This window comes from Butyrivibrio sp. AE3003, from assembly GCF_000686065.1.
Lineage (GTDB): Bacteria > Bacillota > Clostridia > Lachnospirales > Lachnospiraceae > Butyrivibrio > Butyrivibrio hungatei_A.
Genome location: NZ_JMLX01000001.1, coordinates 1035458 through 1050121 on the forward strand (window position 1 = coordinate 1035458; position 14664 = coordinate 1050121).

14 protein-coding genes and 2 pseudogenes are annotated in these 14664 nt (G+C 41.7%); all 16 read right to left on the minus strand.

What is annotated here, in order from left to right:
• Positions 1-7 precede the first annotated feature (7 nt).
• The 16 genes and pseudogenes from CD00_RS0105025 to ftsY all read right to left on the minus strand — a co-directional run bounded on the left by CD00_RS0105025 (position 8) and on the right by ftsY (position 14662).
• The gene (locus CD00_RS0105025) at positions 8-949 is read right to left on the minus strand and encodes an ABC transporter permease (protein ID WP_026654956.1); all 942 of its coding nucleotides are present in this window, start codon (positions 947-949) and stop codon (positions 8-10) included.
• Complete coding sequence (locus CD00_RS0105030; RefSeq protein ID WP_034461981.1) at positions 949-2082, minus strand: ABC transporter permease; 1134 nt, start codon at positions 2080-2082, stop codon at positions 949-951. The genes CD00_RS0105025 and CD00_RS0105030 overlap by 1 nt, the downstream gene beginning before the upstream one ends.
• Complete coding sequence (locus CD00_RS0105035; RefSeq protein ID WP_081811962.1) at positions 2082-3596, minus strand: ABC transporter ATP-binding protein; 1515 nt, start codon at positions 3594-3596, stop codon at positions 2082-2084. Before CD00_RS0105035 ends, CD00_RS0105030 begins: the two co-directional genes overlap by 1 nt.
• A 148-nt stretch (positions 3597-3744) precedes the next feature.
• Positions 3745-4950 carry a BMP family ABC transporter substrate-binding protein gene (locus CD00_RS0105040; protein WP_026654960.1) on the minus strand — a complete coding sequence of 402 codons (1206 nt, stop codon included), beginning with the start codon at positions 4948-4950 and terminating at the stop codon, positions 3745-3747.
• Positions 4951-4994: 44 nt separating this feature from the next.
• Positions 4995-5774, minus strand: coding sequence for a uridine phosphorylase (gene udp, locus CD00_RS0105045; RefSeq protein WP_026654961.1), 780 nt, complete (start codon positions 5772-5774; stop codon positions 4995-4997).
• A 97-nt stretch (positions 5775-5871) separates the two neighbouring features.
• Positions 5872-6384 carry a ribosome maturation factor RimM gene (rimM, locus tag CD00_RS0105050; protein ID WP_026654962.1) on the minus strand — a complete coding sequence of 171 codons (513 nt, stop codon included), beginning with the start codon at positions 6382-6384 and terminating at the stop codon, positions 5872-5874.
• A pseudogene (gene trmD, locus CD00_RS21350) lies at positions 6381-7191 on the minus strand (tRNA (guanosine(37)-N1)-methyltransferase TrmD). The gene rimM and the pseudogene trmD overlap by 4 nt, the downstream one beginning before the upstream one ends.
• A gap of 93 nt (positions 7192-7284) precedes the next feature.
• Entirely contained in the window at positions 7285-7512 is a 228-nt protein-coding gene (locus CD00_RS0105060) for a KH domain-containing protein (protein ID WP_026512873.1), read from the minus strand.
• Positions 7513-7555: 43 nt separating this feature from the next.
• Positions 7556-7801, minus strand: a complete 246-nt coding sequence (gene rpsP / locus CD00_RS0105065) for a 30S ribosomal protein S16 (protein WP_026512872.1) — start codon at positions 7799-7801, stop codon at positions 7556-7558.
• Positions 7802-7873: 72 nt separating this feature from the next.
• A pseudogene (gene ffh / locus CD00_RS21355) lies at positions 7874-9248 on the minus strand (signal recognition particle protein).
• A 3-nt stretch (positions 9249-9251) separates the two neighbouring features.
• The gene (ylxM, locus tag CD00_RS0105075; protein WP_242838914.1) at positions 9252-9572 is read right to left on the minus strand and encodes a YlxM family DNA-binding protein; all 321 of its coding nucleotides are present in this window, start codon (positions 9570-9572) and stop codon (positions 9252-9254) included.
• Between the two features lie 108 nt (positions 9573-9680).
• Positions 9681-10529, minus strand: a complete 849-nt coding sequence (locus CD00_RS0105080) for an AraC family transcriptional regulator (RefSeq protein ID WP_081670521.1) — start codon at positions 10527-10529, stop codon at positions 9681-9683.
• Entirely contained in the window at positions 10529-11617 is a 1089-nt protein-coding gene (locus CD00_RS19135) for a glycoside hydrolase family 25 protein (RefSeq protein ID WP_051198956.1), read from the minus strand. The genes CD00_RS0105080 and CD00_RS19135 overlap by 1 nt, the downstream gene beginning before the upstream one ends.
• A 5-nt stretch (positions 11618-11622) precedes the next feature.
• Positions 11623-12498: a YitT family protein gene (locus tag CD00_RS0105090; RefSeq protein WP_026654965.1), complete on the minus strand. Its 876-nt coding sequence runs from the start codon at positions 12496-12498 to the stop codon at positions 11623-11625.
• Positions 12499-12502: 4 nt separating this feature from the next.
• On the minus strand, positions 12503-13729 hold the full coding sequence (gene ilvA / locus CD00_RS0105095; RefSeq protein ID WP_026654966.1) for a threonine ammonia-lyase: 1227 nt from the start codon (positions 13727-13729) through the stop codon (positions 12503-12505).
• Between the two features lie 24 nt (positions 13730-13753).
• Positions 13754-14662 (minus strand): signal recognition particle-docking protein FtsY, encoded by a 909-nt coding sequence (gene ftsY, locus CD00_RS0105100; protein ID WP_026654967.1) that lies wholly within the window; start codon positions 14660-14662, stop codon positions 13754-13756.
• Positions 14663-14664 lie beyond the last annotated feature (2 nt).

Genomic DNA, 14664 nt, shown 5'->3' on the forward strand with positions numbered 1-14664 from the left:
CTTCCTTTTATCTGGATCCCTTATCGTAAGGAATGCCCTCAGCCTTAGGTGCACGAGAATTTGCAGATGTAAATGCAAGCACGATAAGTGAGATAATATAAGGCATCATATTGTAAACAGAGCCCGGTATATTAAGTGCTGCAAGGAAATCAAATCCCGAATATACATTCGAAAGAGCTCTGAAGAATCCGAACAGCAACGCTGCAAGTCCGATATTTACAGGTTTCCACTGGCCAAAGATCATAACCGCAAGTGCAAGGAAACCAAATCCTGCAACACCGTTCTCAAACTTCCACTCACTTACGCCGGCCGTAATATAAACAATTCCGCCCACACCGGCAAGCATACCGGAAATAAGAACACCTGCCCAGCGCATGGTATATACGTTAATACCTACGCTGTCAGCAGCCTGAGGATGCTCACCGCAGGCCATGAGTCTTAATCCGAATCTGGTCTTATAAAGTACCATATATGCACAAACAAGTGCCAAGAAAGCTATAAGCATAAACCAGTTAAACTGGAACTTTCCGATACTTACAACAAGTGCTTTCTTTGCTTCAACGTACTGTACGGTCGAAGATACGTTATTGGGATCTTCAATAATATTGATAGACTTTGCAATAACCGTTGCGGCAGCTGCAGCAAGCAGATTAAGCGCTGTTCCTACAAGTGTCTGATCAGCCTTAAAGTTGATGCAGGCAAAAGCAAGAAGCATTGAGTAAACCGCACCACACAATACCGAGATCAAAAGTACAGCCAATACGATAATAATCTTAGGAAGTGAAGGATCTATATACTTAAGTGTAAGCGCTCCTCCGAGAGCTCCCATAACCATTATTCCTTCAAGTCCGAGGTTGATAACACCAGAATGCTCCGAGAAGCATCCGCCAAGAGCTACGAGTATCAAAACCGAGGCAAACAAAAGTGTATATTGAAGAAGTAATACCATTATTTGTTACCTCCTTCTGCATTATTCTTTTTATTTCTGATCCTGCTGTTTAAGAAGAACTTAAAGAAAAGTACAAAACCGCAGAGATAGATGATGATCGCCGAAATAAAGTCGGAGATCTGTGAAGGATATGCATTCTTATCAATATACGATCCTCCACTTGTAATATGCTGTATGAAATATGAAGCAAAAATTGTTCCGATAGGATCGAGTCCTCCGAGGAACGTAGCAGCAATACCGTTAAAGCCCATTCCCGGAACCGAAGACTGTGTTACAGACCACTGCTCATATCCTGTAAGGAAAAGGAATGCAGCTCCGATTCCCGCAAGTGCACCGCCGATAAAAAGTGTCAGAATGACATTTCTCTTCTCTTTCATTCCGCTGTACTTTGCGGCATCCTTAGCTATTCCGGTTGCTTTTATCTCATAACCGAAAACCGTCATGGAAAGAACAACCTTAAGAAGAATTGCAATAATAACAGCAAGCGGGATTGCTATGGTAACGTATTTGTTATTAGAAAAGAGCTTTTCAAGACCAAGTGACGGTAAAACTGCCGAAGCATTTGTCTTCTCAAGCGAGACCGTATAAGGGCTCGAAGCCTCTTTTACACTATTAAGTATCATATTAACCGAATAAAGGCCGATCCAGTTAAGCATGATACCCGAAATAACTTCATTAACATTAAGATATGCCTTAAGCACTCCTACGAAAACTCCGTATACTCCTCCTGCAACAAGTGCTGCCAAAAGACATACATGCCAAGGAAGTCCAAGTTTAAGTGCGCAAAAAAGTGATGCTCCCGCTCCGACTACGTACTGTCCGGCCGCTCCTATATTGAAAAGACCTGCCTGATAACAGAACTGGATTGAAAGAGCGCACATAAGAAGCGGTGCCACCTTTACAAGTGTATTACCGCAATACTTAAGCGCAGCTGCCTTTGTAGGGTAAGTAAAATAGTTCTTTATAATTGTTATTATGGCATCCGTAGCACCTTGTGCATTTATAAAAAGAAGTGCAATATAGCCGATAAAAAGTCCTACAATTATACAAAGAAGCGATGCAATAATTGACTGAACGGCGGGCTTGGACAAAAAGCTTTCTTTTTCAGCCGTTTTCTTAATCTCTGCTGACATTATGCACCTACCTCCTTTCTTTTTGCTCCTGCCATGTAGAGTCCGAGTTCTTCGGGAGTTGTCTTCTTGGGATCAAACTCTCCCACTATCTCTCCTTCATACATGACAAGTATTCTGTCTGAAATGCTCATAACTTCTTCAAGTTCAAGCGAAACAAGAAGAACCGCACGGCCTTCATCTCTTCGTGCAATAAGCTGCCTGTGAATATATTCGATGGCACCTACATCAAGTCCTCTTGTAGGCTGAACCGCAATGAGAAGATTGGGATCTTTATCAATTTCTCTTGCAATAATAGCCTTCTGCTGGTTACCGCCGGACATACTTCTTGTTACCGTTTCAGCCCCCTGGCTCGAACGGATATCATACTGCTCAATAAGTTTATCCGCATATTTATTGATATCTTTCTTTTTAAGAAATCCGAACTTCGAACTAAACTCAGGCTCAAAATATCTCTGAAGAACAAGATTATATGCAAGCGAATAATCAAGTACAAGCCCGTGTTTGTGTCTATCCTCGGGAATATGACTCATTCCGCTTGTAGAACGCTCTCTTATGGAAGCATGAGTAATATCTTTTCCGGAAAGTGTGACATTACCCGAAGTAATATTTTCAAGTCCCGAAAGGCCGTAAACGAGCTCTGTCTGACCGTTTCCGTCAATACCTGCGATACATACGATCTCGCCTTCTCTTACATCAAAAGAGACGTTCTTAACCGCATTATTCTTATGAAGCTTTGAAGGAACCGTCATATTTTCGACATGAAGAATAACTTCGCCCGGAGTCTTGTCTTCCTTTGTTGCGACAAGCTGTACATCACGGCCGATCATCATTCTGGAAAGCTCTTCCTGATTGGTATCGGAAATATTAACGGTACCGATATATTTACCTCTTCTCAAAACGCTGCATCTGTCTGCAACAGACATGATCTCAGCAAGCTTATGTGAGATAAAGAGAATGGACTTGCCCTCTTTGGCAAGATTCTTCATGATCTGCATAAGCTCATCTATTTCTGCGGGAGTAAGAACCGCCGTAGGCTCATCAAAGATAAGTATCTCATTATCTCTGTAAAGCATCTTAAGGATCTCGGTTCTCTGCTGCATACCGACAGTAATATCCTCAATCTTGGCATCGGGATCGACTTTGAGACCGTACTTCTCAGAAATCTCCAGTATCTTCTTTCTTGCCACGTCCTTTTGTAAAAAACCGTTCTTGACCGTCTCAACACCCAAAATAATATTATCAAGAACAGAAAAGCACTGAACAAGCTTAAAGTGCTGATGAACCATTCCGATACCAAGGTCGTTGGCATCATTGGGATTGTTTATCTGCACTTCCTTTCCGTCCTTTTTAATCACGCCTTCTTCAGCCTGATACAAACCAAAAAGCACACTCATAAGAGTTGATTTACCGGCTCCGTTTTCACCCAAAAGAGCATGTATCTCGCCTTTTTTCAGCTGAATGGTAACGTTGTCATTAGCGATAATACCCGGGAAACGTTTTGTTATACCAAGCATTTCAATAGCATATTCGCTGTTTTCTGCCACTTTTGTCTCCTCCATTAAATTTTGAATCTTCGTAAAATAAAACCATAAATTGGTAAAAAGGACCGGAAGACTATGAATCTGCCGGTCCCTGTCAGCTTATAAGCTGTAATAAGTAAAATTACTTGATGTTACCCTGGAAGTTGATCTTGATGTTCTCAGCAGAAGGCTTCTCAGCACTTGTGTCATTGGAAACTTTGACTGTTCCGTTTGCCATGTCAGCAACGAGCTTGAGATAATCCTCTTTCTTAAATGTGTCGTTCCATAAAGTTGTTTCCTCAGGAAGTCCTACATAGTTAAGAGAAGTATCATCACCGGATACAAGACCAAGACTTGAGATCTTTCCGGCATATTCATCCCACTTACCGCCAACGATTGCTGTAAGAAGTGTATTAACTGTTGCCTTAAGTCCCTTCATAGCTGAAGTAACAGTCATGCCCTTACCGAACTTTCCGTCGATTGTTGCAGCCTGGTCAACGTCAACACCGATAACCTTGCCGTTTGCCTTAGCAGCTGCCTCACCTGCAGAAGTAAAGATACCACCGCCGCAAGCAAATACAACTTCTGTTCCGCCCTGATACCATGTATCCATAGCAGCTGTGATATCAGCATCACCGGAGAACTGGTTACCGTAAACATAATTAAGAGAAACATCAGCGCCTAACTCTTTAGCGGCAGCGTCAGCACCCTGAACGAATCCGTAACCGTAACGCATAACAGCGGGAACTGCCATTCCACCAAGGAATCCAAGCTTTGTATATCCCATCTTTACAGCAGCATATCCTGCCATGTATCCTGGAAGCTCTTCCTGGTATACTGCAGAAAATACATTGGGATATGTCTCGTTATTGAAGTCTGAGCTTTCACCTTCAAGGTCAAACTCAGATACGTCAAGAGCTACAAATTTAACATCGGGATACATTTCAGCTGTCTCTACGATAGCTTCAGCGAAAGCATATCCCGGCATAACGATTACATTATATCCGTCAGCCACTGCCTTATCGATCTGAGCTACTCTCTCAGCTGTTGAATCGCCTTCAGGCTTGTAATATGTGAAACCGAGTTTGTTTTCGTCACAAAAAACCTGACAAGCTTCATATGTTGACTGGTTGAATGACTGGTCTGTGATGTCGCCGTAATCTGTTACCATTGCAACTTTGATGTCGCCGGCAGGTTCACTTGCATCAGCTGCATCTGCGCTGTCTGCCTTAGCTTCAGTTGCTGAAGTCTCGGTTGTTGCGCTTGCATCGGGTGCCTTAGAACCACATCCAGCAAGAGAAAATACCATTGTTGCAGCCATAATTACTGCAAAAATTCTTTTTTTCATAATTATCCTCCATTGTTTATAATGAAAAAAATTTATATAAAACCTTATTTGGTTTTATCCATAGCAATCAGGCTCTTAATAGCCTCTATCGTTGTCTTATAGACAATTTCCATATCATGAGCCTGTGGATTGGAAAGACCTTTTTTTGCTCTTTCCTGATTCGCTACAACCAGAAGAACAGCTCCTGTTCTGGCTCTTAAATAACTACCCACAATAAACAATGTTGAAGACTCCATCTCAGAGCAAAGTGCACCGCACTTGATCCAGGCATCCCATTTATACATGAGTTCCGGTCCTACGGGCTTTGTCTCGGGTTCATGCTGTCCAAAGAAAGAATCTTTGCACTGTGCAACGCCCACATGATACTTTGCTCCTGCTTTCTTAGCTCCGTCAACAAGCGCAGAAACAACATCAAAATCAGCCACGGCTGGATATTCTATAGGAGCATATTCCTTAGATGTTCCCTCCGCTCTGATGGCTCCGTTTGCAATAACAATGTCACCGCCTATTACATCTTCCTGCATTCCGCCGGAAGTGCCCATTCTTATAAAGGTATCAGCTCCGCAATTAGCAAGCTCTTCAATAGCAATAGCCGTTGAAGCGCCTCCGATACCATGAGACATAACCGTAACCTTCTCACCGCACAATGTGCCTGTATATGTATTATATTCTCTGTTATATGCTATAAATTTAGGATTGTCAAAAAGTTTAGAAATAGATTCACATCTTCCGGGGTCGCCGGTAAGGATCACATACCTGCCGACATCGCCTTTCTTGACGTGCGTATGATACTGATAACCTGCACCTTCAGTATAATCAACCATAAAAAAATCCTCACACAATATATAGTGCCAGATAAAAAATTAAATCACAAAATAATTATAGAGCATTATCTGTAAAAAGTCATCAACTATAAATTAGTTAAAATAATCCTTCCATTACGTGAATTACGATCCTGCCATTCTTGGTGTCAATCTCTTTAACACAGTCCTTTATCGCAGGAATATACACCTTCTCCACACCATCCTCGGGTGTCATTTCATATACATCATTTGCTCCTGTCTGAATAACATCAGAAAGAACTCCAAGTTTTTTTCCATCCTCATCAACTATATCAAGTCCGACAAGATCAGCAACATAATATTCTCCGGGAGCAAGTTTTATCGCATCCTTTCTTGAGATCGTAAGCTCACATCCGCGGAACTTCTCAACGTCATTTATATTGTCGAACTGTTTGAACTTTACAATAACGAACTTCTTAAAAAATCTGGCGCTCTGAACATCAAGTTCAAGCTGCTCGCCTCTGTTTGTATGAAGTGTCACTTTCTTAAGTTTTTTGAATCTGTTTGGATCTTCGGTCGTGGGAAAAACATTTACCTCACCGCCTAAACCGTGTGTTGAAGCTATTACTCCCACCTGGAATCTGTCTGTCATAAATTATCTCCATCATTCTCAGAATCTTTGACTGCTTCAGCATTTGTCTGAGCTTCTGCGCTCTTTCTGCGTCTTTTCTTTTTCTTTTCAACGGGTGGATTCTCGGAAAGCCACTTCTCATAGAGATCGGGACGTCTTTCCTTAGTCCTCAATATGGACTGCTCAAGTCTCCACTCATCCACTTTTTTATGATCTCCCGAAAGAAGGATCGGCGGAACTTTTTTCCCCATCCACTCCTCAGGTCTTGAATACTGAGGATATTCCAAAAGATTGTTGTTAAAGCTGTCTGTCATAGCAGACTCATCATTATTAAGAACTCCCGGAACAAATCGTGATATTGCATCTATCATTACCATTGCCGGAAGCTCACCGCCTGTAAGAACATAATCCCCGATAGAGATATAATCCGTCACTATCTCTTCAAGAACTCTCTCATCGACCCCCTCGTAATGTCCGCACAAAAAAAACGAGATTTTCTTCCTGCGCAAGCTCTGTTACAATGTTCTGATTAAAAACCTTACCCTGCGGAGTAACATAGATGACTCTCGGAGCCTTACCGTTTTCTTTTTCAATCCTGTTTTTGATATCTATATAGCAATCATATATCGGCTGTGCCTGCATAAGCATGCCGGCACCGCCTCCGTATGTATAATCGTCAACTTTATGGTGTTTGGTATCATTTGAATAATCCCTGATATTAACAGCATTTAATCTTATAAGCCCTTTTCCCATAGCTCTTCCGATAATGCTGGAAGAAAGGCAATCTGTTACCATCTCGGGAAATAACGTCATTATATGAAAATTCATACTCGTCCCAATAATTTAGAAAATAGAATAATTGTTTTGATTAAAAAAGAGCCGAATAAGATTTTCCTATTCGGCTCAATATTTCCGGCAGCCTTAGACGATCTCAACATCAACCTTAAGGTTTTCTCTGGTTGAAGCCGCCTTAACTACAGAACGTATAGCTTTTGCTATACGGCCCTGTTTGCCAATTACCTTGCCCATGTCTGAAGGTGCAACATGAAGCTCGATCATAATATTGCGCCCGTCTTTTTTCTCGGAGACTACAACTTCACTCGGATTGTCAACAAGCGCTTTTGCGATTACTTCGACTAACTCTTTCATTGTTTATCCTCCGGCATAAGTAATTACATGTACAAAAGTGTGATTACTTGCTAATTCCTGCCTGTCTAAACAACTTAGCAACTGACTCTGTAGGCTGTGCACCGTTAGCGATCCACTTCTTTGCAAGCTCCTCGTTAACCTTTACTGTGCTGGGATCTGTATTGGGATCATAAGTTCCGATCTCCTCGATGAACTTACCCTGTACAGGGAACTTTGAATCAGAAACGATAATTCTGTAGAAAGGAACCTTCTTCTTACCAATTCTCTTTAATCTGATCTTTACTGCCATTTTAAACTTCCTCCGTAAAATAATGAAATATATTTTTTTATATGTATAAAGCAGCACCGGCTGCATGACATATCAAAAGAATCTGTTCTTACCGAATCCGCCGAGGCCACCGAATTTACCAAAGCCGCCTCTCTTGCCTCCCATGAGGCCGGGCATCTGCTTCATCATCTTCTGCATCTGCTCAAACTGTTTGATAAACCTGTTTACATCGGCAATATCATTTCCCGAACCCTTAGCGATCCTGAATTTTCTCTGTGGATTCATAAGCTTGGGGTTTCTTCTCTCCTCAGGTGTCATGGAAAGAACGATTGCTTCCATCTTTGCAAGTTTCTTCTCATCGGGAAGCTGGTCATCGCTTATCTTGCCCATACCGGGTAGCATTCCCATTATTGAAGAAAGACCGCCCATATTGCGCATCTGCTTCATGCTCTCGAGATACATCTCGAAATCAATCTTGCCTTTCTTCATCTTGGATGCCATCTCTTTGTCTTTTTCGATATCGCGTTCAGCGTTTGCCTCAACCGCCTTATCGATAAGACTGAGCACATCACCCATGCCTAGGATTCGGCTTGCCATTCTGTCAGGATAGAACTGCTCAAGATCTGAGAGTTTCTCGCCCATACCCACATACAAAATAGGCTTCCCGGTAACAGCCTTTGTTGAAAGAGCCGCACCACCTCGTGAATCACCGTCCATCTTTGATAAGATGATACCGTCGATTCCGACTTTCTCATTAAACTCTGATGCAACATTGACGGCATCCTGACCCGTCATGGCATCAACTACAAGAAGTGACTGATGAACTTCAATTGCTTCCTTGATGTTGCAAAGTTCCTTCATCATTCCTTCATCTATCTGCAAACGACCGGCTGTATCGACGATGACAACGTTATTGCCATTCTTCTTAGCCTGGTCGACAGATGCTTTCGCAATATCCACAGGACTTACACCGGTACCCATGGAAAAAAAAATCCACCTGCTGTTTCTCAGCATTTATCTTGAGCTGATCGATAGCCGCAGGTCTGTATATATCGCATGCTGCAAGAAGCGGCTTTCTGCCTTTCATCTTGAGCTTTCCTGCAATCTTGGCTGCAGTTGTTGTCTTACCTGCACCCTGAAGACCGCACATCATGATGACTGTAATCTTATCAACCGGAAGGAGTTTGAGCTCCGTTGTCTCGGATCCCATAAGTGCAGTCATCTCTTCGTTAACTATCTTGATAACCATCTGTCCGGGATTGAGGCCGTTCAAAACATCCTCGCCCACAGCTCTTTCCTGTACGGAAGCAACAAACTGCTTAACCACCTTAAAGTTTACATCCGCCTCAAGGAGAGCCATCTTTACTTCTTTAAGGGCAGCCTTAACGTCTTCTTCCGAAAGACGTCCCTTACCTCTTAAATTCTTAAATACGTTTTGTAATTTATCTGTAAGACTTTCAAAAGCCATTAATTACGTAAGCTCCTCTATAATTTTGCCCGATAAGATCCTGAGATTCTTCTTAAGTTCATCACTTGATATCTCATCGGCTTTATCCGAAAGTTCCTTGAGAAATTCAGCATCCTGCTTGATTGCTTCAAACCTCTTTATCATGTGAAGCCTGTTCTCATATCCCTGCAATGTCTTGGTGCATCTCTTTATGAGGTCATGCACTCCCTGCTTACTGATACCATGTTCATCGGCAATCTCTGTAAGAGACATATCTTCGTAAACCGCGGCCTCGTATATACTTTTCTGATGATCGGTAAGAAGCTCGCCGTAAAAATCATACAACAAGCCCTGCTCTACGATTTTTTTCCATAGAATTCCTCTTCTCTACCAGTTGCACAAATGTTATATTATATCAAACAAAAATAGGTGTCAAGTATTTTTTCTTGACACCTATATCTTCACCTCAGAAGGCAGGATTCCCAATTGATTCTTAAATGCGCGGCTAAAAGATGAATAATCCTTAAATCCGCACTCGAGACATGCCGTCGTTGACGGAACTCCCGACATTATAAGATTCCTTGCAAGCAGAATTCTTTTTTCGGAAATATAACGGTGAACCGAATATCCGGTCTCACTCTTAAATATCCTCATCATATGATATTTACTGAGATAAAACTTATCGGCAATTGAATCTATCGACAGATCTTTTTGCAGATTCTCATTAATATACTCGATTATCTCGATAACCTTCCTGTTGAACCTTGCTTCGGGCCTGAAGCCAAAATCCTCGGAGATGCACGCCTTATTAAACTCTATAAGTGTTGTGATCACATCGATCTTAGCCGTAAGTTCGCCCGCATATTCGGTATCTTTTATCTTGATATCCTCTTCTGCCTTAAGAAGCATATCATAGATGTGGGCACTTGTTCCCGAATTAAAACGGACAACATAGCTCTCAAGCTCCTTTGCCTTCATAAAAGCATCAAGAAGCCCAAGTTTTTCAAGAAACTCAGGTTTAAGATACAAAATGATTCTGTCATAATCGTCCTTGCTCTCGACAACCGGCTTATGTATATCAAATCGGTTTACAAGCACAAAATCGAAGGGCAAGAGCTCATACTCTCGTCCTTCGATCAAATACCTGACATTACCTTTCAGAATCAGGATTATCTTGTAAAAATCATGATAGTGAAAGTCAATATCTGAAGTTACCTTATCGGAAATATGAAAATACTTAAAATCGCTGTCCAAGTATCCTCTCTGCTCATATTCCGTTATATTATCTGTCTTTTTCATCATCAATACTCGGTAATACAAATGTTAAGGTCAACGTTTTTCTCAATTCCGGGCACTTTGCCCGACGCTGTATACTGCCAGATGTTAAAGTGATACGGATAATAAAGAGATGAGTTGTACTGTGCAAACCATATATCTCTGTTATCAACGTTCTCCGCGTTCATAAGAACAGTGAACGACAAAAGATTGCCGTATACCATGGACTTATATCCCGCTTCTTCAACTCTGTTGCAAAAAACATTTGCAACCTCTTCATATTCTTTTGCCGAAAGATTAAGTGTTCTGGCATTGTCTGAATCAGCCGATTCAATATCTATAACAACCGGATATGTTATCTTATAGGGCTTGATCATCTCGATAACATGATTGGCCTCTTCAAGCGCTTCTTCCTTGTTGATTGCCTGGGAGTAAACATACACTCCGACATCAATTCCATTCTCCGTCGCACCCTTGATATTATCCTCAAAAGTCTCATCATCAATGATAAGGCCTTCGGTTATTCCTCTGTAGCATGCCCTTATAATAGCAAACTCAATTCCGGCATTTTTTACCTTAGCCCAGTCAATCTTCCCCTGAAACCTCGATACGTCAATTCCGTGCTTGTACTTAAAATCTTTCTTCTCACCTTTGTACTGAAGAAAGCCCTTGTCATCAAACTCAAAATCATCGGGTTTAAAATCATGGTGCGCGATCTTGTCACTTATGGGGAAGAAATAATATCTGTTGTTTCTTGCAACAACAAGCTCATCGGGGAAAAGAGACTTAAAAATTGAATTCGGTCCTTCTCCTTCTTCGAGTCTTTTCTTGATATCTTCTTTAAGAGCCCTGTCCGCATTTTCCGCAGCCTCTATCCTGGCTTCTTCAATACGACTGCCCATTTCGCCTTCTGTAAAAAAGTGTTCCTTGTCCATAGTGTCAAGCTCGCTTTTCACAGCATCAGTCTCTCTCTGAAGAGATGCATTCTTTATAAGAAGAACGATACTGAAAGTAAGCGTCATGATAGCGACAAGGCTCATAAAAATAATAGACAACGTATTACGGGCGCCGCTTGCTCCCTTTTTTTCTCTTGAATCCGGAAGGTTATTACTCATAATCTCTACATTCTCTCATCAAAATAGCTCTTATAGCCTTCTCCGAAAATCTCGCTAGCACTCGTAACGATCATGAATGCATTTGGATCTTCATCCCTGACGACATCTTCCGCCATAGGTGAAAGCCTTTTTTTAACTGCACACATAATAACTTTTTTCTTTTCTCCACTATACGCTCCCTGTCCGAAAACGTGAGTCGCACCTATATCAAGTTCCTCCAAAAGCCTTGCCGTTATGGCATCCGGGTTGTCCGAAATAATATAGATAAGCTTTGCTCCGTCTCTTCCGTAAAGCACAATATCAAGAATAAAGGACGTGATCATTACAGAAAGGAAGGAGTACATAGCAGCGGCTACATCATTAAATACAATCGCCGCAACAAACAATACTCCGATATCTGTAAGAATATACAAAGCGCCCGTTTTGACATGCGGATACTTAAGTCTGAGAATCTTTATAATTACATCTGTGCCTCCGCTTGTTGCATGGCATTTAAAAATGAGGCCTATTGCAATTGCAGTCAAAGCACTTCCGAATGTAACACCAAGAATCTTATCTCGGATTACATAATCAGAAAAAAACTTCGTGCAAAAATCGGTGAAAATTGAGATCATCGACGTTGCATAGATTGTTGAAATCGTAAACCTCATTCCAAATTTCCAAATAGCAAGAATAAGGATCGGAATATTCATCAGCCAGAACCAAAGACCTGTTCCGATTCCCACAACTCGGTTAAGAACAATGGCAAGTCCCGTAAGACCACCCGGTGCTATATCGTTTGGATCGATAAGCATACTTGTTCCAACTCCGTAAAGCAAAGCCCCAAAGGTTATTATCAGATACTCAATGCACCTTCTTTTTGCACTAATTGTTTTACTCATTTCTTTATATATTTGTCCTTACAATTTTGGGTTTGAAGCCTTTCTCGGTAAGAGCACCAAGGATCTGCTCCTTATGCTCGCTTCCGAACGCTTCAAGTGTTATACGAAGCTCAACCGCAGCGTTTCTGTTTATTGAAACAAACTGGTTGTGCTCGAGTTTAATAACGTTTCCGTTCACCTCAGCGATAATACCGGATACTCTTGAAAGCTCACCCGGCTTATCGGGAAGAAGTACAGAAACGGTAAAGATTCTGTCTCTCATGATAAGACCCTGCTGTACAACGGAAGACATTGTGATAATGTCCATATTTCCGCCTGAAAGAACGCAGGCAATCTTCTTATCCTTACAATCAAGCTGCTTAAGCGCTGCAACAGACAAAAGTCCGGAGTTCTCAACAACCATCTTGTGATTCTCGACCATATCAAGGAAAGAAACAACAAGATCTTCATCGGGAACAGTGATGATTTCATCGATATTCTTGGTAAGATAAGGGAATATCTTCTCTCCCGGTGTCTTAACCGCAGTACCGTCGGCAATAGTATTTACACCCGGAAGTGTAACGACATGTCCCGCCTTCATAGATTCCTGCATGCAATTTGCTCCCGCAGGCTCAACACCGATTACTTTAATCTTGGGATTAAGGAGCTTTGCAAGTGTTGAAACACCTGTCGCAAGTCCGCCTCCGCCAATGGGAACAAGAATATAATCAACTGTGGGAAGTTCTTTGATAATCTCCATTGCAATGGTTCCCTGACCTGTCGCAACATCAAGATCGTCAAAAGGATGCACCATTGTGTATCCATGTTCTTCCGCAAGCTTACAAGCATGCTCATAAGCTTCATCATATACATTTCCATGAAGTACAACTTCAGCGCCAAGTGCCTTTGTTCTGTTAACTTTGATAAGAGGAGTCGAAGTCGGCATCACAATAGTAGCTTTTACACCATAGCATTTTGCAGCATATGCAACTCCCTGCGCATGATTTCCGGCAGATGCGGTTATGAGCCCTTTCTTTCTCTCTTCATCGGAAAGAGTCGTAATCTTATAATAAGCACCTCTAACCTTGTATGCTCCGGTTCTTTGCAGGTTCTCGGGCTTTAAATAAACCTTGTTGCCTGTACAGTTGCTCCAGTAATCGCTGTAAATAAGCTTGGTTTCAAGTGTAACTTTCTTTACAGCATCATAAGCTTCTTCAAATTTTTCAAGTGTCATTTTTGATTCTTCAGCCATTTCTTCTATCTCCCAACTTAATATTTATGAAAATAATGCATCTACAAACTGATCGGAGTCAAATCTTTCCAGGTCGTCTATAGCTTCACCTACGCCGATATACTTGACCGGAATGTTGAGCTCTGAAACTATAGCAACAGCAATTCCTCCCTTTGCAGTGCCGTCAAGCTTGGTAAGTATAATGCCTGTAAGATCTGCGGCTTCTCCGAATTCCCTTGCCTGCATTATAGCGTTCTGACCTGTGGTTCCGTCAAGAACAATAAAGTTCTCTCTGCAAACATCACCGAGTTCCTTATCAAGGATCCTGTTCATCTTGGACAATTCATCCATAAGATTCTTCTTATTGTGAAGTCTCCCTGCAGTATCAACTATCAGAATATCGCAATCCCTTGACTTAAAAGCGAAAGCGGCATCATAAATAACACTTCCCGGATCCCCGCCTTCTTTTCCGCAGATAATCGGAGTTCCGGCTCTGTCTGCCCACTCCTTCAACTGCTCTGTAGCGGCCGCCCTGTATGTATCGGCAGCTGCGATAAGAACTTTTTTGCCCTTATTCTTATAAATAGCCGCAAGTTTTCCTACAGATGTAGTCTTTCCGACACCGTTTACGCCGATAACAAAGATAACCGTCTTCTTATCTTCAAAATCATAGGCATCTTCGCCGGTTCTCATCTGTTCTCTGATATTTTCCACAAGAAGCTTCTTACACTCCGCAGGGTCTGATACATGCTTTTCCTTAACCTGCTTGCGTAGGCTGTCAATGATCTTACTGGTTGCATCGATACCAATGTCACCCATGATAAGCGTCTCTTCAAGCTCCTCATAGAATTCATCGTCTATATTTGAAAATCCGTTAAAGACATTGTCTATACCCTTAGCGATATTTTCTCTTGTTTTGGACAATCCATGCTGTAATTTTGCAAAAAAAACCATTA